Origin of the sequence: Kitasatospora sp. NPDC091257, assembly GCF_044757675.1 — a bacterium.
GTDB classification, from domain to species: domain Bacteria; phylum Actinomycetota; class Actinomycetes; order Streptomycetales; family Streptomycetaceae; genus Kitasatospora; species Kitasatospora lactacystinica.
Window position 1 is genome coordinate 1 of record NZ_JBIVVI010001637.1, and the last position, 1540, is coordinate 1540.

Sequence of the window (1540 nt, forward strand, 5' to 3'; positions counted from 1 at the left end):
GTGGGGCCGGCCGGCCGCGGGTGGGGCGGTGTGGGGGTCAGTCGGTGACGGTCGCGGTCGCGGAGCGGCCCGGGGCGAGGGTCACGGTGGTGGAGGTGTAGGTCACGCCGTCGACGGTCGTGGTGCGGGCCTCGCGCGGCGCGCCGTCGACGGTGACGCGGGCGTGCTGCCCGGGGAAGCGGGCCTCCCAGGTCAGCCGCTCGGTACCGGTGTTGGTGACGGTGCTGCGCTGGGTGCCGTCGTGGCGGACGGTCACCGTGCCGGCGCCCACCGGGATGCCCGCGACCTGGAGCCAGCCCATCGAGGAGGGCAGCTGCGGGGCGGTGGTGAGCGCGTGGCCGGCGGCGTCCGGGGTGACGCCGAGCAGGCCCTGGACGGTCTGGGCGAGCAGGGTGAACGGGACCTCGGGGTAGTCGCCGTTGAGCATCGCGCCGCTCACGTGCGGCTGGCCGGTGCTCTCGTAGATGTGCCGCATCCACTTCCAGGCGGTGGTGCCGTCGTGGTTGGCGAAGAAGGCGTCCGGGAGGTAGGTGTAGGCCTCCAGGTTGGCCGAGCGCTCCGGGCCGGAGTCGGCGGCGTCGACGGCGGCGAGGAAGCCGTCCCGGCGCGGGCCCGGGTCGAGCAGCCGCTTGACCGGCATCAGCACGCTCGCCTCGTAGCCCCAGCCGGTGATCGGCTTGCCGGTGGTGTCGTAGCCGTGGACGACCTCGCCGGGCTGCGAACCGTCCACGCTCCAGGTGGAGTTGACGTACGTGTGCAGCTGGTCGGCGGCCTTCCGGTAGCCGGCGGCGGAGGCGGCGTCGCCCCGGGCCTCGGCCAGTGTCGCGGCGGCGAGGTAGGCCTGGTACTGGGCGCCGACCGCGTCGCCCGCCTCGGCGTAGGTGCGGGTGGCGTTCTCGGCGTAGCTGGCGGTGCCGGCGAAGATGCTGCGGCTGGTGGCCTGCGGGATCGGCACCCCGCCGTTGTCGACCGGGCCGGGGCGGGCGGCGATGAAGGGGCCGAGGGTGTTGCGGACGTAGCGGCCCAGGCCCGGGTCCTCGGCGTAGTCCCGGTCGCCGGTCCAGCGGAAGGCCTCGCCGGCCTGCTGGACGAGTTCGAACGGCGCGGGCAGCTCGCGGACGAAGCGGTCCGGGCCGCGGTAGTCGATGGCCGCGTAGCTGCGGGCGTCGAAGTTGAGCGCCCAGACCGGGTAGAGCCGGTTGACGTCGGTGGCGGAGGCCGCGAAGCCGCGCAGCATGGTCTTGTTCTCGGCGTCCAGCCCGAGCAGGTGGGCGCCGACCAGCTGGTGGGCGAAGTCACGGCTGTAGAAGGCGGAGCGGAACGGGTAGCCGGCCCAGTAGGAGGCGTCGTAGGTGGTGGTGCCGGTGCCGCCGGGGTGGTTCTCGTCCTGGTCGAGCACACCGGTGGCGCCGGGCTGCTGGACCCAGCTGTTGGCCTTGGTCTTGGCCCAGTCGAAGAGGGCGACGACCTCGGGGTCGGAGGAGCTGATCACCGGGTCGTTGGGGGCGGACGGGGCGACGGCGGCGTCGTCCACGTTGAC

General features: G+C 74.1%; 1 protein-coding gene. It reads right to left on the reverse strand.

Annotated features, from left to right (window positions below; translation table 11 throughout):
* Window positions 1-37: 37 nt before the first annotated feature.
* Window positions 38-1540 (reverse strand): hypothetical protein (locus ACIQOV_RS40930; RefSeq protein WP_401056155.1); only part of this gene is annotated, 1503 nt, incomplete at its 5' end.